The sequence below is a fragment of the Streptomyces sp. CA-249302 genome (assembly GCF_050936785.1).
In the GTDB taxonomy this organism is placed as follows: domain Bacteria; phylum Actinomycetota; class Actinomycetes; order Streptomycetales; family Streptomycetaceae; genus Streptomyces.
The window spans coordinates 8,007,017-8,027,907 of sequence record NZ_JBNJMG010000001.1; the positions used below are offsets into that span (position 1 = coordinate 8,007,017).

A 20,891-nucleotide genomic window follows, 5' to 3' on the forward strand; every position below is an offset into this window, starting at 1 on the left:
TGCCTTGATCACCCGTTTGTCAGTGGCGGGTCGTAGGGTGGTCGCCCTATGACGAAGCCCTCACTCCCCGAACTCCTGCATGCTGCCGTCACTGCCGTCGGCGGTACGGAGCGCCCTGGCCAGGTGACCATGGCCGAAGCCGTCGCGGAGGCGATCGACGACGGCTCCCATCTGCTGGTCCAGGCCGGCACCGGCACCGGTAAGTCGCTGGGCTACCTGGTGCCCGCGCTCGCGCACGGGGAGCGGGTGATCGTGGCGACCGCCACCCTCGCCCTGCAGCGCCAGCTCGTCGAGCGTGACCTGCCGCGTACGGTCGATGCCCTGCATCCGCTGCTGCGCCGCCGCCCCGAGTTCGCGATGCTGAAGGGGAGATCGAACTACCTGTGCCTGCACCGCCTCCACGAGGGTGTCCCGCAGGACGAGGAGGAGGGCCTCTTCGACCAGTTCGAGGCGGCCGCACCGACCAGCAAACTGGGCCAGGACCTGCTGCGGATGCGGGACTGGGCCGACGAGACCGAGTCGGGCGACCGCGACGATCTGACTCCCGGCGTCTCCGACCGTGCCTGGGCCCAGGTGTCGGTCTCGTCCCGCGAGTGCCTGGGCGCGTCGAAATGCGCGTACGGCGCCGAGTGCTTCGCAGAGATGGCCCGCGAGCGCGCCAAGCTGTCCGAGGTCGTCGTCACCAACCATGCGCTGCTCGCGATCGACGCGATCGAGGGCGCTCCGGTCCTGCCGCAGCACGAGGTGCTGATCGTCGACGAGGCGCACGAGCTGGTCTCCCGGGTCACGGGCGTGGCCACCGGTGAGCTCACGCCCGGCCAGGTCAACCGCGCGGTGCGGCGCGCCGCGAAGCTGGTCAACGAGAAGGCCGCCGACCAGCTCCAGACCGCCGCCGAGGGCTTCGAGCGGCTGATGGAACTGGCCCTGCCGGGCCGCCTGGAGGAGATCCCGGAGGACCTCGGCTACGCGCTCATGGCACTGCGCGACGCATGCCGTACGGTGATCTCCGCGATCGGCACGACCCGCGACAAGTCCGTCCAGGACGAGGACGCGGTGCGCAAACAAGCGCTGGCGTCGGTCGAGTCGGTGCACGACGTGGCGGAGCGGGTCACCAACGGGTCCGAGTGGGACGTCGTCTGGTACGAGCGGCACGACCGCTTCGGAGCCTCCCTGCGGGTCGCCCCCATGTCGGTGTCAGGACTCCTGAGGGAGAAGCTCTTCGCGGACCGCTCCGTCGTCCTGACCTCCGCGACGCTGAAGCTGGGCGGAGACTTCAACGGTGTCGGTGCCTCGCTCGGGCTCGCCCCGGAGGGCACCGCGGGCGAGGACCTCCCGCAGTGGAAGGGCGTCGACGTCGGCTCGCCCTTCGACTACCCCAGGCAGGGCATCCTGTACGTCGCCAAGCACCTGTCGCGCCCCGCGCGCGACGGCGACCGTGCGGACATGCTGGACGAGCTGACGGAGCTGATCCAGGCGTCCGGCGGCCGTACGCTCGGCCTCTTCTCGTCCATGCGAGGCGCGCAGTTGGCCGCCGAGGAACTGCGCACCCGCATCCCTGAGTTCCCGATCCTGCTCCAGGGCGAGGAAACCCTCGGTGAGCTGATCAAGAACTTCGCGGCCGACCCGAAGACCTGTCTGTTCGGCACGCTGTCGCTCTGGCAGGGTGTCGACGTCCCCGGCCCCAGTTGCCAGTTGGTCGTCATGGACAAGATCCCGTTCCCGCGCCCGGACGACCCGCTGATGAGCGCCCGCCAGAAGGCGGTCGAGGACGCGGGGGGCAACGGCTTCATGGCGGTCGCCGCCACACACGCCGCGCTGCTCATGGCCCAGGGCGCCGGCCGCCTCGTACGGGCGACGGGGGACCGCGGTGTGGTCGCCGTACTGGATCAGCGGCTGGCGACGGCCCGGTACGGGAGTTATCTGAAGGCCTCGCTGCCGGACTTCTGGTACACCACGGACCGCAACCAGGTCCGGAAGTCGCTCGCGGCGATCGACGCGGCCGCGAAGGCCGTAGAGGCAGCGGTGGAGACCGCGGAAGCGGCGGAGGAAGAGGCCGATTGATCCGGGGTTGGCCTGTCGCGGCGCCGCGACAGGCCAACCCCGGATCCCGGACCGCCCGTCACCGGGGTCCGGACAGCACAGGGCCCCGGAACCGGCGCAGGGGTCCCGGGGCCCGGTCAGGGGGCGGTACCCACGAGGAACCGCCCGCCGCAGCCGTCACACGCGGCGCAGCACCGCCACCACCTTGCCGAGGATGGTCGCGTCGTCGCCGGGGATCGGCTCGTACGCCGCGTTGTGCGGGAGGAGCCAGACGTGGCCGTCCTCGCGCTTGAAGCGCTTGACGGTGGCCTCGCCTTCGAGCATCGCGGCGACGATGTCGCCGTTCTCCGCGACGGGCTGGCGGCGGACCGTGACCCAGTCGCCGTCGCAGATCGCGGCCTCGATCATCGAGTCGCCGACGACCTTCAGGACGAACAGCTCGCCGTCACCGACCAGTTGGCGGGGGAGCGGGAAGACGTCCTCGACCGACTCCTCGGCGAGGATCGGGCCACCGGCGGCGATCCGGCCGACCAGCGGGACGTACGACGCGGCGGGCTTGCCCGCGGTGTCGGTGGGCTGCACGGTGGCGCCCTGGTCGGAGCCGCGCACCTCGTACGCGCGCGGGCGGTGCGGGTCGCGGCGCAGGAAGCCCTTGCGCTCCAGTGCCATCAGCTGGTGCGCGACCGAGGAGGTGCTGGACAGGCCGACCGCCTGGCCGATCTCCCGCATCGACGGCGGGTAGCCCCGCCGCTGCACGGAGTCCCTGATGACCTCGATCACCCGGCGCTGCCGGTCGGTGAGTCCGGAGCTGTCCGCCCGGATGCCTGGAGGTCGGCCCGGCAGGGACCGCTTGTGCCCCTCGGGATTCACGGCTTCGTTCATCGCATGCACCGGCTCGAGTCGGCCCTGGGAGCGGTCCTGGGCAGTGATGGTGGCACTGTCTGCGGTGGTGGTCACGTCGGCCCCTCTCGATGGTCTCCCTGCTGGACAACGGTAGTTGCTTTCGAAAGGTTGCGCCAAACACACGTTCGAGTGAAAAACCGTGGATCGCCTGACTTGATCATGTGTCTGGGTGTATGGCTAACGTGGCACCTGGCGGACAAAAGGGCCCTTTGTTGTACTCTTCACCGCCGGGGTGGTGACCTCGTGGGTTGTCGACCCAGTCTGCCATCCGGCATCCCGTCAACCGGGAACCGGCCCCCATCTGTGCGGGAGTCGCACGCCCCCTCCTTGCGGCACCCACGGTATCTCCGCATGTGCCGCAGCGGTACGGCTGTGCAGTGCCGCATCCCGCGCGTCGCCGCGGTCGCGTGGCACATGCCAATACGCGCGCGACACGCGCGTACGGCGTGTATGTATGAGCCAATCCCCACATGTAGTGGTTGGATTGCAACAGCAGCCCAGAAGTTGTGGTCCCCCGGGTCTCCGGACCCTTGGCCATCGCCTATGCTTGGGGCTGCTTCGAGGGGCCCATGGGGCTCAACGAGGCTATTGAGTCTGCTGTGAGGAGGGTTGGGAAATCATGCACTGCCCCTTCTGCAGGCACCCCGACAGTCGCGTCGTCGACAGTCGTACGACCGACGACGGCACGTCGATCCGCAGGCGCCGCCAGTGTCCGGACTGCTCCCGTCGTTTCACGACCGTGGAGACGTGCTCGCTCATGGTGGTCAAGCGGTCCGGAGTCACCGAGCCTTTCAGCCGTACCAAGGTCATCAACGGCGTGCGCAAGGCATGCCAGGGACGGCCTGTCACCGAGGACGCACTCGCCCAGCTCGGCCAACGGGTCGAGGAGGCGGTGCGGGCCACCGGAAGCGCCGAGCTGACCACCCACGACGTGGGGCTGGCCATACTCGGACCGTTGCAGGAGCTCGACCTCGTCGCGTATCTGCGATTCGCCTCCGTCTACCGGGCGTTCGACTCGCTCGAGGACTTCGAGGCCGCGATCGTGGAACTCAGGGAGGAGACGCGACGCGCCGCCGCGGACGACGAAGACCGCCCGGACGCTGTCGCGGGGAGCCAGGAAGACGACGCGGGGCCGGGAGCGGCCGTTCAGGTCCCCGAGCCCGCGCACGCCGCCGACTGACGGCCGACCGGAAACCGGGCGGAGACCCCGGATCCGGTCGGAAGGCGGCGATCCGAAGACCTGTTGGGGGCAGCGTGAGGGTGCCCGCAACACAAGACACAACACCGTGCCTCGGGAACATCGTGGCACTTCAGGGCGTTTTAGCCCGTACAGGGAGGCGGCATGACAGAGACGGCGAGCGGTCCGGCACGGAGTTCCCGCGCCAAGGGCACCAAGGCGGCAGCGAACAAGGGCCTGCGTATCGAGCGCATCCACACCACCCCCGGCGTGCACCCGTACGACGAGGTCCAGTGGGAGCGCCGTGACGTCGTCATGACCAACTGGCGCGACGGCTCGGTCAACTTCGAGCAGCGCGGCGTCGAGTTCCCCGACTTCTGGTCGGTGAACGCGGTCAACATCGTCACCAGCAAGTACTTCCGGGGCGCCGTCGGCACCCCGCAGCGCGAGACCGGCCTCAAGCAGCTGATCGACCGCATCGTGAAGACGTACCGGAAGGCCGGCGAGGACTACAAGTACTTCGCCTCGCCCGCCGACGCGGAGATCTTCGAGCACGAGCTGGCGTACGCCCTCCTGCACCAGATCTTCAGCTTCAACAGCCCCGTGTGGTTCAACGTGGGCACCCCGCAGCCCCAGCAGGTCTCGGCCTGCTTCATCCTGGCCGTCGACGACTCCATGGAGTCGATCCTCGACTGGTACAAGGAAGAGGGCATGATCTTCAAGGGCGGTTCCGGCGCCGGCCTGAACCTGTCCCGCATCCGCTCCTCCAAGGAACTGCTCTCCTCCGGAGGCAACGCCTCGGGACCGGTCTCCTTCATGCGCGGCGCCGACGCCTCCGCCGGCACCATCAAGTCCGGTGGCGCCACCCGCCGCGCCGCCAAGATGGTCATCCTCGACGTCGACCACCCCGACATCGAGGACTTCATCGAGACCAAGGTGAAGGAAGAGGAGAAGATCCGCGCCCTGCGCGACGCGGGCTTCGACATGGACCTCGGCGGTGACGACATCACCTCCGTGCAGTACCAGAACGCCAACAACTCGGTTCGGGTGAACGACGAGTTCATGAAGGCGGTCGAGCAGGGCGGCAAGTTCGGTCTGCGCGCGCGGATGACCGGCGAGGTCATCGAAGAGGTCGACGCCAAGGGCCTGTTCCGCAAGATGGCCGAGGCCGCCTGGGCCTGCGCCGACCCGGGCATCCAGTACGACGACACCATCAACCGCTGGCACACCTGCCCGGAGTCCGGCCGTATCAACGGCTCGAACCCCTGCAGCGAGTACATGCACCTGGACAACACGTCCTGCAACCTCGCCTCGCTGAACCTGATGAAGTTCCTGAAGGACGACGGCAAGGGCCACCAGTCCTTCGAGGTCGAGCGCTTCGCGAAGGTCGTCGAGCTCGTCATCACCGCGATGGACATCTCCATCTGCTTCGCGGACTTCCCGACCCAGAAGATCGGCGAGAACACGCGCGCGTTCCGCCAGCTCGGCATCGGCTACGCCAACCTCGGCGCCCTGCTGATGGCGACCGGCCACGCCTACGACTCCGACGGCGGCCGCGCCCTCGCCGGGGCCATCACCTCGCTGATGACGGGTACGTCGTACAAGCGCTCCGCCGAACTCGCCGCGGTCGTCGGCCCGTACGACGGCTACGCGCGCAATGCGAGCGCCCACAACCGCGTCATGAAGCAGCACGCGGACGAGAACACCAAGGCCGTCCGCATGGACGACCTGGACACGCCGATCTGGGCCGCCGCCACCGAGTCGTGGCAGGACGTGCTGCGTCTCGGTGAGAAGAACGGTTTCCGTAACGCGCAGGCGTCCGTGATCGCCCCGACCGGCACCATCGGTCTGGCGATGTCCTGCGACACCACCGGTCTTGAGCCCGACCTCGCGCTGGTCAAGTTCAAGAAGCTGGTCGGCGGCGGCTCGATGCAGATCGTCAACGGCACGGTCCCGCAGGCCCTGCGCCGCCTGGGCTACCAGGAGGAGCAGATCGAGGCGATCGTCGCCCACATCGCCGACAACGGCAATGTCGTCGACGCCCCCGGCCTCAAGCACGAGCACTACGAGGTCTTCGACTGCGCCATGGGCGAGCGCTCCATCTCCGCGATGGGCCACGTCCGCATGATGGCCGCGATCCAGCCGTGGATCTCCGGCGCCCTGTCCAAGACGGTCAACATGCCGGAGTCGGCGACCGTCGAGGAGGTCGAGGAGATCTACTTCGAGGCCTGGAAGATGGGCGTCAAGGCGCTCGCCATCTACCGCGACAACTGCAAGGTCGGCCAGCCCCTCTCCGCCAAGACCAAGGAGAAGGAGAAGGCCGAGGTCACGGAGAAGGCCGAGGCGACCATCCGCGAGACGGTCGAGAAGGTCATCGAGTACCGCCCGGTCCGCAAGCGCCTCCCCAAGGGCCGTCCCGGCATCACCACGTCCTTCACGGTCGGCGGCGCCGAGGGCTACATGACCGCCAACTCCTACCCGGACGACGGTCTCGGCGAGGTCTTCCTGAAGATGTCCAAGCAGGGCTCCACCCTCGCGGGCATGATGGACGCCTTCTCCATCGCGGTCTCCGTCGGCCTCCAGTACGGCGTGCCGCTGGAGACGTACGTCTCGAAGTTCACGAACATGCGCTTCGAGCCGGCCGGTATGACGGACGACCCGGACGTGCGGATGGCGCAGTCGATCGTCGACTACATCTTCCGCCGCCTGGCGCTGGACTTCCTGCCCTTCGAGACGCGCTCCGCGCTCGGCATCCACTCCGCCGAGGAGCGCCAGCGCCACCTGGAGACCGGTTCGTACGAGCCCTCCGAGGAGGAGCTCGACGTCGAGGGTCTGGCCCAGTCGGCGCCGCGCGCCCAGGAGCTGAAGGCCGTCGCCACGCCGAAGGCCGAGGTCGAGGCGGCCAAGCCCGCCCCGAAGCAGGCCCACACCAGCGCCGAGCTGGTGGAGATGCAGCTGGGCATCCAGGCCGACGCCCCGCTGTGCTTCTCCTGCGGTACGAAGATGCAGCGGGCCGGCTCCTGCTACATCTGCGAGGGCTGCGGGTCGACCAGCGGCTGCAGCTGATCGTGAACGCCCACTGGGCGTGAACCAGCCGGTCAGGGCGGTGGAGTTCCTGCGGGGACTTCACCGCCCTCGGCATGTGCGGACTGTTGCCCCGGGTTTTCTGCATGCACGGGACAATTTCATTTCCCCCACGAAACGATCACCCATTAGGCTCCCCACCGCACAGCAGGTGCACAGCACAAGGGGGGCGGGGGACATGACCGAGGCTGTTCCGGAGGCGGAGAAGGGCTGGAGCGCGGGGTCTCAGGCAGTTGCCGCCGTGGTGGCGGTCGGCGGTCTCGCGGCTCTCGTATGGGCGCTTGGCGGAAGCTTTCAGCAGCAGGCCGAGGACCGTACGCCGGCCGTGTGCGAGAAGTCGGACAGCAAGCAGCGGTCGAAGCATCTCTCGGGAGCGCAGCTGTGTACGGCGCTGAACCGTCCGGACCTGCCCATGCTCCTGGGCACGCCGGACGAGTACGCGCAGACCGCCTACGGCAGTGATGCCACGATCACCTCGGCCGACGGCTCCAAGACCCCGGCCCCCGAGGGCAACGTCGACCTGGACACGTACTCCTTGAAGCTCTCGGTGTCGGACGACGACGTCCCGGTGGCCGACATGGCCGCCTTCCTGGGCAACGGCGCGCAGAAGCGGACGATCCTGGGGCACCCGGCGGTGCTCTACTCGGACCGGACCGTCGCCCTCAGCTTCAACCTGGGTGGTGGCAAGGTGGACACCGGCCCTGGTGGCATCGCCCGCAGTCTCATGGTCGCGCGGGACGCCAAGGACGGTGGCGGATTCTTCGAGGTCTCCATCTGGCGCCAGGACGACGTGACACCCGACGACGCGGCCCTGGTCCGCGTCGCCGAGGAGGTGTTGCCGGAGGTCCCGGGCTGGACAGCCGGCTGAGGGTCGTCAGGGCTGGTGTGCTCGGCCCATGGTCCTGGTGAAGGTCGCCGGGTCGTCCTCGAAGCCGTGGGTCCCGGCCCGAAAGGTCCACGTACCGGACTCGTCGCGCACGAACTCCCCGACGGTCGCCGCCGTGGCGCCCAGGACGTCTCCGAAGTCGTCCTCGGCGAGCACGGTGTAGCCCTCACGGATGCGCAGACCGGGGTTGATCACACTGACGAAGGTCCGGTGTGCCTCACGCTGCTGGATGACGATTCCGACCACCACGCGCGCGTACCGGTCGCTCAACCGGTCCAGCTCCAGGGTCATGACCTCGTCCCAGCCGAAGCCCTTGCCGTCCTTGCTGTCCCGGTTGAGGTAGATGGTGCCGTCGGGGGAGCGGCTGTCGAAGTGCACCACATATGCGGGATCGCCGTACGGATCGCCCGTGGCGTAGGTGGCGGCGACGATGTCAAGATCGGTGGGCGGCTGTCCCGTCGGACTGGGGTCCCACTTCAGTGCGACCTCCGCTTTCCGGATCCCCTTGCTGAGGGCGTTCACCAGACTTCCCCTTCCCCGTTCCCCGTGTGCCCCTCGTGGCCCGAACTGCTGGACAGACAGGGCCCGTTGTCCATCCTGCCACGCCCGCGCGTGCCCATGCGCCGGTGATGTCCGCCGGAGCGTGACCGGGGCCACGCTCCGTGGCCTTACCATGGCGCGGTGCTGGTCAAGTGGATTCGCTGCACCGTGGTGGACCGCCGCGGCTTCGAGCGGGGGCAGCGAAAGTGGGCGGGGCTTCTGGGGGAGCCGGGGTTTCGGGGACAAGGGGGTGGCTGGAGCCGGGGGCGACCCGGTGTGGCGCACATCTTCGCGTTCTGGGAAAGCCGCGCCTTCTACGACTCCTTCATGGCCCGCTCCCACGACCGGCTGGCCGCGTCCCAGGCGGGCACCTTCAAGGACGCCCAGGTCAAGCTCTTCGACTACCGCTTCGACGTGAAGACGGGCTTCGAGCCCCGGTTCACCGACGCCGACCTGCTGCGGGTCGCTCTGTGCCGGGTCCACGAGGAGCGCGCGGAACACTTCACCCTGATGCAGGAGAAGGTCTGGAACCCCGCGATGGCCGGCTCGCCCGGCATGATCCGCGGGTTGTTCGGCGAGGCGCCGGGACACGAGTTCCTGGTGCTGTCCATGTGGCGATCGGCCGCAGAACACGGCAAGTACCGCACGGAGCGCGTGGAGCGGCTCGCCCTGCGCGCGCAGATCGAGGCGGACGTGGCGGCCCTCACGGGTGACATCGTGGAGATGGAACCGACCTGGACGGTCTGACGGGTCGGTTTGAAAACCGGACCGGTTAGTTTGGAAACCAGACCCGCCGAACGTGCGCTCTGATGTGGCCTGTGGTGCGAAAACTGTGTGACCTACGCCGTATGGAGCCCGTACGAGTGCTCGATCGGCCGTCACTCGATCTAGGGTTTTGGCATGGCACGACCACGGCGCATCGTCCTTGTCCGGCACGGGGAGTCAACGGGCAATGTTGATGACACCGTCTACGAGCGTGAACCCGACCATGCCCTCGCGCTGACCGACCGCGGCTGGCAGCAGGCCGAGGAGACCGGCAAGCAGGTGCGCGAGGTGTTCGGCCGCGAGCGCGTCAGCGTGTACGTGTCCCCGTACCGCCGTACGCACGAGACGCTCCGAGCTTTCCATCTCGACCCCGATCTCATACGGGTGCGCGAGGAGCCCCGGCTGCGAGAACAGGACTGGGGGAACTGGCAGGACCGCGACGACGTACGCCTGCAGAAGGCCTATCGGGACGCGTACGGCCACTTCTTCTACCGCTTCGCCCAGGGCGAGTCCGGTGCGGACGTCTACGACCGGGTCGGCGGCTTCCTGGAGAGCCTGTTCCGCAGCTTCGAGGCCCCCGACCACCCGCCGAACGTGCTGCTGGTGACCCACGGCCTGGCCATGCGGCTGTTCTGCATGCGCTGGTTCCACTGGACGGTCGCGGAATTCGAGTCGCTGTCCAACCCGGGGAACGCGGAGATGCGGATGCTCGTTCTCGGGGACGACGACAGGTATGTGCTGGACCGGCCTTTCGACCGCTGGCGGGACCCCGAGCCGTACGGGATCACCGGATAGAGTGGCAGAGCGATGACCTTTGACTTTTCCCCGGGCGGGCGCCTGGCGCGCGCCCTGGCGAGCCTGCGCGGACTGGCGGTGGGGGACGCGCTGGGCTCGCAGTTCTTCGTGCCGGGGAACCACCCGCTGCTGAAGCATCGCGAGCTGCCGCCCGGTCCCTGGCAGTGGACCGACGACACGGAGATGGCCTGCTCGGTCGTCGCCGTCCTCGCCGCCCACCACCGCGTCGACCAGGACGCGCTGGCGCACTCCTTCGCCGAGCACCACGACTTCGACCGGGGGTACGGCCCCGCGGTCAACCGTCTGCTGCGACTGGTCCGGGAGGGCGGCGACTGGCGCGAGCTGGCCGCCGAGCTCTTCAACGGGCAGGGGTCCTGGGGCAACGGCGCGGCGATGCGGATCGCCCCACTGGGCGCCTGGTACGCGGACGACCCGGCACAGGCGACCCACCAGGCGGAGATCTCCGCCTACCCCACCCACCAGCACCGTGAGGCCGTCGTCGGCGCCATGGCCGTCGCGGCGGCCGCCGCACTGGCCGCCGCCCCAGACGGCCCGCCGAGCCCCGAGGCGCTGCTCGACGGGGTCGTCGCGCTCGTGCCGAAGAGTGCCGTCGGTGCGGGACTGCGTCGAGCCCGGGACATGCTCGACTACGGCGACGCCGGCACCGTCGCGGCCGTACTGGGCTGCGGGCGGCGTACGTCGGCTCACGACACGGTGCCCTTCGCACTCTGGTCGGCCGCACGGGCCCTCGGCGACTACGAGCAGGCGTTCTGGGCGACCGCCCAGGTCGGCGGCGACGTGGACACGACCTGCGCCATCGTGGGCGGGGTGATCGCCGCTGGACCGGCAGGGGCGCCGCCGACGGAGTGGGCGGGCCGGACCGAGGCGCTGCCGGAGTGGGTGCCCGAGGTCCGGGTGGCGCGCTCCTGAGCGGGTTGCCGCCCAGGAGACACGTTTCTGGCTGGCCCGCCGCCCGAGGGAGGCGCGTTTCTGACTGGCCCGCCACCCGGGAGAGAGCGGTGAGATACAACCGCTGAAAACTCTCCGTGCATGATGGGAACTCTGCGTGACCGGACGGCCGTTGTCATGATGTCGGGCGTGTTGCGTGCGGTCCGACAGCGACAGCTGAAACGTGAGAGGTCCTGGGGGTGGTGATGCGGTTCCTGTTGCCTTGGCGAGCCCGGGGTGGGCGGATGGCCGGGCCGACGTCCTCGCCGTCGGTCCCCTGGACTCGGTCCGGCCATCCGCGGTCTCTCGCGGGCCCGAGTGGATCAGCCCACAGCGGGGCCCGCCGTGCCGGCCAGCGCTTCCAGGTCGCTCTTGCGGACCCGGATCACGAACCAGGCGGTGCCGAGGGCGAGTACGGCCATGGCCGCCGCCGCGACGAAGCCCGTCGAGATGCCCTGGGTCAGCACCTGGTGTCCCCAAGTGCCGGGCAGCTGGTGCGTCTTGGCGAACTCGGCCTTCTGCTCCGCCGAGCCGTCGGCGAGAAACTTCGGCAACTGCTTCTGCGCCTCGTCCTTGCTGGCCGAGCCGAACACCGTGGTGAGGATGGACAGCCCGAGCGAGCCTCCCACCTGCTGCATGGCGTTGAGCAGTCCGGAGGCCGCGCCCGCCTCGTGCTGGGCGACGCCGGAGACCGCGGTCACCGTCAGCGTCACGAAGTTCAGGCCCATGCCGAAGCCGAACACCAGCATCGGACCGAGCACCCCGCCCGCGTAGGAGCTGTCGGAGGTGATGAGGGTCTGCCAGGCCAGTCCGACCGCCGCGAGCGCCGAACCCGTGAGCATGAAGGGCTTGGGCCCGAACACCGGCAGGAACCGCTGCGACAGTCCGGCCCCGATCGCGATCACCACCGTCACCGGCAGGAAGGCGAGGCCGGCCTGGATCGGGCTGTACCCCAGCACGTTCTGCACGAAGAGCACGATGTAGAAGAACATGCCGAACATCGCCGCGGCCAGGCTCAGCATGATCACGTACGTGCCCGAGCGGTTGCGGTCGGCGAACATTCGCAGCGGGGTGATCGGCTCCTTGGCGCGGGACTCGACGAGCGCGAAGGCCACCAGCAGGATCACGGCAGCCGCGAAGGAGCCGATGGTCAGGCTGTCCCGCCAGCCCTCGTCCGCGGCCCGGATGAAGCCGTAGACGAGGGCCGCCATGCCCGCCGTCGAGGTCACCGCACCCGCGATGTCGAAGCGTCCGGTGTGCCGCTCGGACTCGCTGATGTAGAGCGGCGCGAGCAGGGCGATCACCACGCCGATCGGCACGTTCACGAAGAGCACCCAGCGCCAGTCGAGCCACTCGGTGAGCATGCCGCCCGCGAGCAGGCCGATCGCGCCGCCGCCCGCGGAGACCGCGGCGAAGACGCCGAAGGCCCGGTTGCGCTCCGGCCCTTCGGGGAATGTCGTGGTGATCAGCGCCAGCGAGGTGGGCGACGCGATCGCGCCACCCATGCCCTGCAGCACGCGCGCGGCCAGCAACTGCCAGGGTTCCTGGGCGAGTCCGCCGAGCAGCGAGGCGAAGGTGAACAGCAGGATGCCGGTCATGAAGACCCGGCGGCGGCCGAGGATGTCACCGGCCCGGCCGCCCAGAAGCAGCAGGCCGCCGAAGGTGAGCGTGTAGGCGCTGACGACCCAGGTGAGGTCGGTGGTGCTGAAGTTGAGAGCGTCTTGAATGTGCGGCAGCGCGATGTTCACAATCGTCGCGTCGAGTACCACCATGAGTTGGCAGGCCGCGATGACCGCGAGGGCGATGCCGGGATGCCCTTCGCGGCGGGCCGCACCTGGCTTCTGGTCCTTGATCAACTGAGAGGTTGTCACTATGGGTCCCCCACAAGCGGGTTAGTGAACGATCCCGTTCACTGTGGCGTCAACGGTAGTGAGTCCCCGATAGTGAACGCAAGCGTTCACTTAAATTGGTGTCGTGCGGCGGGTCCCCCGTTGCTGTCGCGCGGCGCGCCCATGTCCCCGAAAACTCCGCTCCCCCATGCACGCTGGAGACAGTCAGATGGTTACCTCGCGCTGGACGGCCGCCCCCGCTCAGGCGGCCTCCCTCCGTCGGCGCGGCGCCGTGCTCGAACGCGCGATCCTCGATGCCGCCCTGGAGCAACTCAGTACGGTGGGCTGGAACGGCCTCACGATGGAGGGCGTCGCCGCCGGCGCCCAGACCGGCAAGGCGGCGGTCTATCGCCGCTGGCCATCCAAGGAGGATCTCGTCGCGGACGCGCTGCGGGCCGGACTGCCCAGCTTCGCCGAGGCGCCCGATCTGGGCAGCGTGCGGGAGGATCTGCTCGCGCTGTGCCTGCAGGCGCGCGACGCGATGTTCTCGCGCCCCGGGTTCGCGGTCCGCGCCGTGATTCACGAATGCGATCCGATCCAGGCCGAGCGCTTCCACAGCGTGATCTTCGACGGGATCGTGGAGCCTACGGTCGAGTTGCTCCGCCAGGTGGTCGCCCGTGGAATTGAGCGGAACGAGGTGCGGCCCGACGCGGCGAACAGCTACGTCCTCGATGCCATCCCGGCCATGATGATGTACCGCTCGAAGATGCGCGGAAGCGAATGGAGCGATGCCGATATCGAGGAGATGATCGACCAGTTGATGGTTCCGCTGCTGCGGCCCACCGAGGGCTGAGCGTGGTTCGGGACGGTCGTGGCGCGGCGCGGGGAGCCGGGGTGTCGCCAGGTGATCCGCGAGGCGTAGGCTAAGGGCGCCATGCCGTACGAACCACCTACTCACACCGTCGAGCGCTCCCTTCGCGCAACGACCGGAGCGAAGATCATTGCCGGTGTCGACGAGGTGGGGCGAGGCGCCTGGGCCGGACCCGTCACCGTCTGCGCGGCGGTCACCGGACTGCGCCGACCCCCCGAAGGCCTCACCGACTCCAAGTTGCTCACCGTCAAGCGGCGCACCGTGCTTGCCGGGGAGTTGCAGAAGTGGGTGACCTCGTACGCCCTGGGTCACGCGTCTCACGAGGAGATCGACTCCCTGGGCATGACGGCCGCCCTGCGGCTCGCAGCGGTGCGTGCCCTGGAGGCGCTGCCCGTCCGGCCTGACGCCGTGATCCTCGACGGGAAGCACGACTATCTCGGGACGCCCTGGAAGGTCCGTACGGTGATCAAGGGCGACCGGTCCTGCGTGGCGGTCGCGGCGGCTTCGGTGATCGCCAAGGTTCAGCGCGACAAAATGATGGCCGAACTGGGTATCGACCATGCAGACTTCGGTTTTGCGGACAATGCCGGGTATCCGTCTCCCGTGCACAAGGCCGCGCTGGAGGAGCGGGGCCCCACCCCGTACCACCGCTTGTCGTGGGCGTATCTTGATGCGCTGCCCCAGTGGCGGCACCTCAAGAAGGCCCGTAGTTGGGCGGACGGAAGCGTTCCGGAGATCGAGGGCCAGCTCGGCTTCGACTTCTGACGAATCCGCTCGCACTCATGTGCCACCCCCCGACGCGAGCCGTACCAGTGTTTGATAAAAATCAGCTCATGCCTCTCATTCCCGAGGAGCCTCAGATTCACGAGAGTGCCCAGGGTCCCCGCGCCACTCCGGCCAGTGGCCGAACCGCGCCGACCCCTCGCCCCGTACCCGGCCCCCGTCCCGCGGCCCCGCCGCGACCCGGTCGCCCTGGTCCGCTCCGGCCCACTCCGCCGGTGCAACGTACGTCGCGTGACGTGGCCGCCAAGCCCGGACCCTCGGGTCCGGTTGCCGCCGCAGTCTCCGTCGCGGCTCCGGCGATCCCGCAGATCCAGCTGATCCCTGCCTCGCTCGACGGCGCGCTCGACGCCGCCGAGGAAGCTGTGGACCTGCTCCTGGACTCGGGGCGCGCCCCCGGCGACGTACTGGTCATCACCACCGGCGAACAGCACCCGTGGGCCGCCCACGAGCTGTCCTTCGGTGAACCCTCCTACTGGGCCCAGCACGACGCGGGCGACGACGTCTTCTACACGGACGCCGCCGTCGCCTCCCGGGCCGGCTCGCGTCCCGTGGTCGTGGTCGCCGTCAACGGCGGTCCGGAGACTGCCGCCGCCACTGCCCTGCCGCTGGCCCACGCCCGGGCCGGCGCCCTGCTGATCGTCTGCGGCGACCCGCAGCAGATCAACACGGTTCTGGGCGCAGGCGTCTGAGCTCGCTCCGGTACGTCCACGCGGACGCCGGAGCGAGGACGGCGCCGCTGCGGCGGCACCGGCACGGCGGACGCCTCGGCATGCACTGATGACGGCCGGGTGCTCGCCGAGGGCGCCCGTGACGCGGGTCCTTCCGCTGGCTCGCGATGCCGCGGGGAGGCCCGGCGCGGGGGCTCGGTGTCCGTCGTATGCGCGGGTCTTCGTCCTTGAACGCCGTGCGGGCATACGACGGTTGGCGTGCCGTTCGGCCGGTGGGCTCAGCGGGCTGCCGCGCGGCGCAGGACCTCCGAAGCGGCACCGCCGGTTCGCGGCAGCGGGGGCGGCGCCTCGGTCATGCCGAACGGCTCCGGTATGGAGTCCGCGCTCGGGCGGCGCCCGCCACGGCCTTCACCGACGACCTGCCAGCCGTCCCGGGTCAGCGTGATGTAGGCCCCGCAGCGCAGTCCGTGCAGTGTGCAGGCGTCACGCAGGCCCCACATCCACGCACCGTCCTCCTCCGTCCAACGCGCGTCCCCCTCGCGGCAGTAGAGCAGCACGGCGGTCCGCACCGGAGTGCGCAGGCGCAGGTCGTGCGGGATCACCCGGCGCAGTTGGGCGAGCAGCGCGTTGCGGAACATCCAGCCGTCGGCAGGTGCCGGGCGGCGGGTGAACGAGGCGCTCGCGCACAGCCGTTCGTCCGGATCCAGCACGGCCACGATCGCGGTCGCCGGCCGGGGGCGGTGGCGGGAGTGCAGTCCGTTGACGACCTCCCGGGGATTGCGCAGCAGCGGGATCCCGGCGTCGGCCCACTCCGCCGGTTCGAGCATGCGGGCGAGCGGGTTGGTGGAAGCGGCGGACAGGTCGGCAGACGTCGACGTGGATGCCGCCGAGGACGGAGCGAATCCGAAGGTCACGGTCCTCCCTTCGGCTACGCGCCCACACTGCGGGCGAGGTCGGATTCGGGGGAGCGCGCACCGCAGCAGAGCCCTACCGGTCCACGGACGAGCCGTGCGGGGAGCGGAGTTCAATTCTTGCTGTCGAACTTGGATGCGGCAACGAGCAATTGGGGCTACTGACCGGAATCTGACGGTATGCGGTTTATATCCCTACCCAGTGCCTACTGCCGCGACGCGTGAGGTGGCCGTTCATCTCGTGTTCGTACATCGTTGGGACACAGGTGGTCCAGAGGAGTGTCGCCGTACTCGGCAAAAGGGCGTGACCCGGACCCCGACCGAGGGCCCGCGATCAGGCCTGGACGGCCAGGACGAGAGGCAGCACCTCCTGTGCGCCCGCGCGTCGGAGCATTCGGGCCGCGACCGCGAGCGTCCAGCCCGTCTCGGTGTAGTCGTCGACGAGCAGGACCGGGCCTCCGGCGAGGGCGGAGGCGAGCGCGGGCGGCACGGTCAGTGTGCCGTCCAGTGCCTTGAGCCGTTGGGCGCTGTTGCTGCGGGAGACGTGTGGCGCGGCATCCGCGTACTCCACGGAGCCGAGCAGCGGCAGTCTGCCGACCTCCGCGATCCGCGCGCCCAGGGAGTCGATCAGATGCGGCCGGGTGCGTGAGGCGACGGTGACCACGCCCACCGGACGCGCCTGGGCGCCCGCCTCGCCCGAGGCCCAGCCGCCGGGCCCCTTGGCCCAGTCGGCGAGCACACCGACGACGGCTTTCGCCACATCGTCCGGCACCGGCCCGTCCGGCGCCTGGGGCGCGAGCATGGGCCGCAGGCGGTTGCCCCAGCCGATGTCCGACAGCCGACCCAACGCCCGCCCTGAAGCCGCCTGTTCACCCGCCGGAATGCGTCCCTTGAGGTCGACGCCGATCGCAGGCAGGCCGGTCGGCCACATCCGGCGTGGCTCCACCTCGACACCCGCCCGGCCCAGGTCGACGCGCGCGGCGTCCAGCGCGGCCGTGGACATGTCCGCCGTGAAGCGGGCGCCCGCGCAGTTGTCGCAGCGTCCGCAGGGCTTGGCGCCCTCGTCGTCCAACTGGCGCTGCAGGAACTCCATCCGGCAGTCCGTCGTCGAGGCGTACTCACGCATCGCCTGCTGCTCGGTCCCGCGCTGCCGCGCGACCCACTCGTACCGCTCCGCCTCGTACGTCCACGGCCTGCCGGTGGCGATCCAGCCGCCTTTGACCCGCTGCACCGCCCCGTCCACGTCGAGTACCTTGAGCATGGTCTCCAGGCGGGAGCGGCGCAGCTCGACGAGGGGTTCCAGTGCGGGCAGCGACACGGGCCGGTCCGCGCGTGCGAGGACGTCCAGTGTGCGGCGCACCAGCTCCTCCGGTGGGAAGGCGAGCGACGCGAAGTATTCCCAGATCGCCTCGTCCTCCCGGCCCGGGAGCAGAAGCACCTCGGCGTGCTCGACGCCGCGTCCGGCGCGGCCCACCTGCTGGTAGTAGGCGATCGGCGAGGACGGCGAGCCGAGGTGCACCACGAAGCCGAGGTCCGGCTTGTCGAAACCCATGCCGAGCGCGGAGGTGGCGACCAGGGCCTTCACCCTGTTCGCGAGGAGGTCGTCCTCGGCCTGCTGCCGGTCCGCGTTCTCCGTCCTGCCCGTGTACGAGGCGACTGTGTGGCCGCGTTGGCGCAGGAAGGCGGTGACCTCCTCGGCGGCGGCCACCGTGAGCGTGTAGATGATCCCGGACCCCGGCAGCTCGTCGAGGTGGTCGGCGAGCCAGGCCATCCGGTGCGCGGCGTCCGACAGCCGCAGCACGCTCAGGCTCAGGCTCTCCCGGTCCAGCGGACCGCGCAGCACCAGGGCGTCCGACGTACCCCCCGTGCCGAGCTGCTCGGCGACGTCGGCGGTCACGCGCGCGTTGGCGGTCGCGGTGGTCGCGAGCACCGGCACGCCCGGCGGGAGGTCGGCGAGCATGGTGCGCAGGCGCCGGTAGTCCGGCCGGAAGTCGTGCCCCCAGTCGGAGATGCAGTGCGCCTCGTCCACCACCAGGAGCCCGGTGGCGGAGGCCAGCTTGGGCAGCACCTGGTCCCGGAAATCCGGATTGTTGAGCCGCTCCGGGCTGACCAGCAGGACGTCGACCTCGCCCGCCGCGATCTCGGCCTGAACGGTCTCCCACTCCTCGGTGTTGGCGGAGTTGATCGTCCGCGCGTGGATGCCGGCCCGGGCGGCGGCCTCGACCTGGTTCCGCATCAGGGCGAGCAAGGGGGAGACGATCACCGTCGGACCGCTGCCGCGGGCCCGCAGCAGCGACGTCGCCACGAAGTAGACCGCGGACTTGCCCCACCCCGTGCGCTGCACGACGAGCGCACGGCGTCTGTCGGCGACCAGCGCTTCGATCGCCCGCCACTGGTCCTCGCGCAGCCTGGCCGTGCCGCCGGCGTCCCCGACGAGGCGGGCCAGGACCGCGTCGGCAGCCGCCCGGAGTTCCGCGTTGCTCGTGTGCTCCATGCGTCCCATCCAACAGGACGGCACTGACAATCCGGACCGGGCCGGGGTGGGAGGGAGCGGCCTGCCGGTGTTTTCGAGGGAGCCTGGTCGTTTCTCCAAGGGGGAGGGTCGGATTCCCAAGGGGCCGCTGCTCGTACGACAGGCGAGGCGAGCCGCCCAACCCTCGGTGCCGTCGGGCGAGTTGGACCCGTCCGGCACAGCGTTGTCGTGTCCCTGGTCGGACTTATCCACAGGGCAAAGCGGAATCTTGTGATCCGCGAGATCGTCGGCGCATGACGAATCACGGCGAAACCACTGGATCACCCGAAAACGGCGAGGCCGGACGACGCGACGGCCGCGAACCCCGCGTGGACGGGCGCACCCTCCGCCCGGGCCCGGTCGACTGCACCGCTTACGACAGCCATGGCCCCGAGCACCAGGTCACGCTGCGCACACCTGCCGAACTGGCCGACGCACTGCCGTATCTGCTCGGGTACCGCCCCGAGGACAGCATCGTCCTGGTCGCCCTGCACGACAGGGACGGGCGGGGCCGGTTCGGCGGCCGAGCCCGCCTCGGAATTCCGACGAGCGCCGACGACTGGGCGTCCGCGGCACGGCAGTTGGCGCACGGGCTGGTGACGGGTGGTGAGCGTCGAGGAGCCCGGCCCGAGCAGATCGTCGCCTACCTCTGCCAGGAGCCGGCGAAGGGGGAGTCGGGTCGACAGGTCATGGAACGACTGCGCCCGCTGGCCCAGAAACTTCGCGTCGAGTGCGGTCAGCTCGACGTCCCGGTGATCGAGGCGCTGTGCATCTCGGACGGCCGTTTCTGGTCGTACTGCTGCGTGAACGAGAACTGCTGCCCATCCGACGGCCTGCCCATGGGCCTGCCCGGCACTTCTGTGCTTGCCGCCGCAGCCACCTATGCCGGCCTGCAGGTACTGGGAACCCTGCGCGAACTCCGGGCCAGGCTCCAACCCTGGGAGACCGCCGCCGCCCTGGAACAGGAGGCCGCCCTGGACAGTGCGAGCATGGCCCTGGTGCCCAGGATTCTCGACGGGGACAGCCGTGCGGGCGTGGCCGACGAGACGCTGGAGCTGGCCGAACGGATCAGGGGCCGCCTGGCGGAAGTCCCTCCGTTGTCCGGCGCGCTCAATGCGGATCTCCGCGACGACGAACTGCTCGGGCACGACGAAGCGGCGAGGCTGATTCTCGGTCTGCAGGACCGGGCCACGCGCGATCGTGCGGCCGAGTGGATGGAGGACGACGAGGCAGCCCCGGCACTGCGCCTCTGGCGGGCTCTCGCACGCCGCTGCGTCGGACCGTACGGAGAGCATGCCGCGGCGCCGCTGACCCTCGCCGGCTGGGTCGCCTGGTCCAGCGGTGACGAACTGGAGGCGCGGGAGGCCCTGGCCATGGCCTTGGGGGCCGACCCCGGCTATCTCTTCGCCCGACTGCTGCACCAGGCCTGCAACGAGAGCCTGGATCCGGAGTCGATCCGGCGCTGCTTGCGGGCGGAACGACGGGACCGCGACGGGGGAACGGTCCATCGGGCCGAGGGTGATGGGCCGGGCGCCGGGGGGAGGCGGGGGCCAGGGGAAAATTCGGAGGCGGCTGAGGTCAAGGAGGCGGCTGAGGTCAAGCGGGCGGCTTCGGTACCAGCGGTGGGTGAGGGAGCCGGAGCGCCGTCGGCTCTGTCCGTGTCGGAGGAAGCTCCTCGTGCGCGGCGCCGGACTCGTTCCGGTCGTGCGGCCGGGAGCCGGACTCGACCGGCGAGGGCCAACGGTCGGGGAAGCGCGGCGGGAGTTCCTCGTTCGCGGACATCAGCGGCCGACGGCACCCGTCCCGGCACAGCGCGCGCGGGTGGCACGCGCCCGCGTAGCGGCGAGAACGGACCTGCGCACCGGCACGGCAACCGTCCCGCCGACACGCACCCCGGAGGCGACGCCACCGAGGGGGACGCGTGAGCAACGGCCGGGAGAGCACTGGAACTTGTCGGCAAATCGACCTTGAGGATGGGGCGAAGACTGAACGGCGAGCCGTCGAGGACAGCCTGTGGCGCCGCCGCCATTCGGTCGGGTCGGACGATCGTGAGCGTGACCCGGGAGAGCCCCGTCGCGTTCACCTGAGTGGCGGAGCGCCTGGATGGGCTGTGCCGCCGCACAGCCCACGTCCGTCCGGATACCTCACCCGGTGCAACACACGCCCGAGGTGCACAGAG

General features: G+C 69.9%; 16 protein-coding genes. 11 read left to right on the forward strand and 5 right to left on the reverse strand.

The features are described 5' to 3' along the window. Positions 1–48 precede the first annotated feature (48 nt). Complete coding sequence (locus ACQEWB_RS36345; protein WP_432838688.1) at positions 49–2,061, forward strand: ATP-dependent DNA helicase; 2,013 nt, start codon at positions 49–51, stop codon at positions 2,059–2,061. Positions 2,062–2,217: 156 nt separating this feature from the next. On the opposite strand, the gene lexA is transcribed toward ACQEWB_RS36345, so the two are convergent. Next, the gene (lexA, locus tag ACQEWB_RS36350) at positions 2,218–2,997 is read right to left on the reverse strand and encodes a transcriptional repressor LexA (RefSeq protein ID WP_432838690.1); all 780 of its coding nucleotides are present in this window, start codon (positions 2,995–2,997) and stop codon (positions 2,218–2,220) included. A gap of 565 nt (positions 2,998–3,562) precedes the next feature. Between lexA and nrdR the strand changes: the two genes are divergently transcribed. The 3 genes from nrdR to ACQEWB_RS36365 all read left to right on the forward strand — a co-directional run bounded on the left by nrdR (position 3,563) and on the right by ACQEWB_RS36365 (position 8,072). Further along, positions 3,563–4,123 (forward strand): transcriptional regulator NrdR, encoded by a 561-nt coding sequence (gene nrdR / locus ACQEWB_RS36355; RefSeq protein WP_432838692.1) that lies wholly within the window; start codon positions 3,563–3,565, stop codon positions 4,121–4,123. Between the two features lie 162 nt (positions 4,124–4,285). After that, positions 4,286–7,186: a vitamin B12-dependent ribonucleotide reductase gene (locus tag ACQEWB_RS36360; RefSeq protein WP_432838694.1), complete on the forward strand. Its 2,901-nt coding sequence runs from the start codon at positions 4,286–4,288 to the stop codon at positions 7,184–7,186. A gap of 196 nt (positions 7,187–7,382) precedes the next feature. Then, positions 7,383–8,072 (forward strand): DUF6215 domain-containing protein, encoded by a 690-nt coding sequence (locus tag ACQEWB_RS36365; protein WP_432838696.1) that lies wholly within the window; start codon positions 7,383–7,385, stop codon positions 8,070–8,072. Positions 8,073–8,078: 6 nt separating this feature from the next. On the opposite strand, the gene ACQEWB_RS36370 is transcribed toward ACQEWB_RS36365, so the two are convergent. Then, positions 8,079–8,612: a TerD family protein gene (locus tag ACQEWB_RS36370; protein WP_432838698.1), complete on the reverse strand. Its 534-nt coding sequence runs from the start codon at positions 8,610–8,612 to the stop codon at positions 8,079–8,081. Between the two features lie 159 nt (positions 8,613–8,771). On the opposite strand from ACQEWB_RS36370, the gene ACQEWB_RS36375 reads away from it, so the two are divergent. From ACQEWB_RS36375 to ACQEWB_RS36385, 3 genes are all read left to right on the forward strand, one after another. Next, positions 8,772–9,377: a YdbC family protein gene (locus tag ACQEWB_RS36375; protein ID WP_432838700.1), complete on the forward strand. Its 606-nt coding sequence runs from the start codon at positions 8,772–8,774 to the stop codon at positions 9,375–9,377. Between the two features lie 153 nt (positions 9,378–9,530). After that, positions 9,531–10,190 (forward strand): histidine phosphatase family protein, encoded by a 660-nt coding sequence (locus ACQEWB_RS36380; protein ID WP_432838702.1) that lies wholly within the window; start codon positions 9,531–9,533, stop codon positions 10,188–10,190. Between the two features lie 12 nt (positions 10,191–10,202). Continuing rightward, complete coding sequence (locus ACQEWB_RS36385) at positions 10,203–11,120, forward strand: ADP-ribosylglycohydrolase family protein (protein ID WP_432838704.1); 918 nt, start codon at positions 10,203–10,205, stop codon at positions 11,118–11,120. A gap of 341 nt (positions 11,121–11,461) precedes the next feature. On the opposite strand, the gene ACQEWB_RS36390 is transcribed toward ACQEWB_RS36385, so the two are convergent. Next, entirely contained in the window at positions 11,462–13,009 is a 1,548-nt protein-coding gene (locus tag ACQEWB_RS36390; RefSeq protein WP_432838706.1) for an MFS transporter, read from the reverse strand. Between the two features lie 187 nt (positions 13,010–13,196). Between ACQEWB_RS36390 and ACQEWB_RS36395 the strand changes: the two genes are divergently transcribed. The 3 genes from ACQEWB_RS36395 to ACQEWB_RS36405 all read left to right on the forward strand — a co-directional run bounded on the left by ACQEWB_RS36395 (position 13,197) and on the right by ACQEWB_RS36405 (position 15,310). Continuing rightward, on the forward strand, positions 13,197–13,820 hold the full coding sequence (locus ACQEWB_RS36395; RefSeq protein ID WP_432838708.1) for a TetR/AcrR family transcriptional regulator: 624 nt from the start codon (positions 13,197–13,199) through the stop codon (positions 13,818–13,820). An 81-nt stretch (positions 13,821–13,901) separates the two neighbouring features. Beyond that, a complete protein-coding gene (locus ACQEWB_RS36400; protein ID WP_432838710.1) occupies positions 13,902–14,603 on the forward strand; it encodes a ribonuclease HII in 702 nt (233 codons plus the stop codon). Positions 14,604–14,671: 68 nt separating this feature from the next. Further along, positions 14,672–15,310: a hypothetical protein gene (locus tag ACQEWB_RS36405; RefSeq protein WP_432838712.1), complete on the forward strand. Its 639-nt coding sequence runs from the start codon at positions 14,672–14,674 to the stop codon at positions 15,308–15,310. 257 nt (positions 15,311–15,567) lie between these two features. Here ACQEWB_RS36405 and ACQEWB_RS36410 read toward each other — a convergent pair whose 3' ends face one another. Next, positions 15,568–16,203, reverse strand: coding sequence for a hypothetical protein (locus ACQEWB_RS36410; RefSeq protein ID WP_432838714.1), 636 nt, complete (start codon positions 16,201–16,203; stop codon positions 15,568–15,570). A 331-nt stretch (positions 16,204–16,534) separates the two neighbouring features. Further along, positions 16,535–18,694, reverse strand: coding sequence for a RecQ family ATP-dependent DNA helicase (locus ACQEWB_RS36415; protein WP_432838716.1), 2,160 nt, complete (start codon positions 18,692–18,694; stop codon positions 16,535–16,537). A 272-nt stretch (positions 18,695–18,966) separates the two neighbouring features. On the opposite strand from ACQEWB_RS36415, the gene ACQEWB_RS36420 reads away from it, so the two are divergent. Beyond that, a complete protein-coding gene (locus ACQEWB_RS36420; RefSeq protein ID WP_432838718.1) occupies positions 18,967–20,637 on the forward strand; it encodes a DUF4192 domain-containing protein in 1,671 nt (556 codons plus the stop codon). Positions 20,638–20,891 lie beyond the last annotated feature (254 nt).